The sequence below is a fragment of the Brevibacterium rongguiense genome (genome assembly GCF_009857845.1).
Lineage (GTDB): Bacteria > Actinomycetota > Actinomycetes > Actinomycetales > Brevibacteriaceae > Brevibacterium > Brevibacterium rongguiense.
Window position 1 is genome coordinate 1 of record NZ_WWEQ01000174.1, and the last position, 250, is coordinate 250.

Here is a 250-nt window from a genome sequence, read left to right on the forward strand (position 1 = left end):
CCGGATCGTGGGCTACTCGATCAGCGACCGGATGAAGGCGCGACTGGCGGTGAACGCCCTGGACAACGCTGCTTCCCGCCGCGGTGACGTCGCTGGCTGCATCGTGCATTCGGACCGAGGATCGCAGTTCCGGTCGCGGAAGTTCGTGCACGCGCTGAACCGTCACCACCTCATCGGCTCAATGGGAAAGGTCGGCGCCGCCGGCGACAATGCGGCGATGGAGTCCTTCTTCGCACTGCTCCAGAAGAAC

The 250-nt window shown here is 64.8% G+C and carries 1 protein-coding gene; it reads left to right on the plus strand.

All coding sequences use genetic code 11. The annotated features are described in order from the left end of the window. Nucleotides 1-250 (plus strand): DDE-type integrase/transposase/recombinase (locus GSY69_RS14035; RefSeq protein ID WP_160954419.1); only part of this gene is annotated, 250 nt, incomplete at both ends.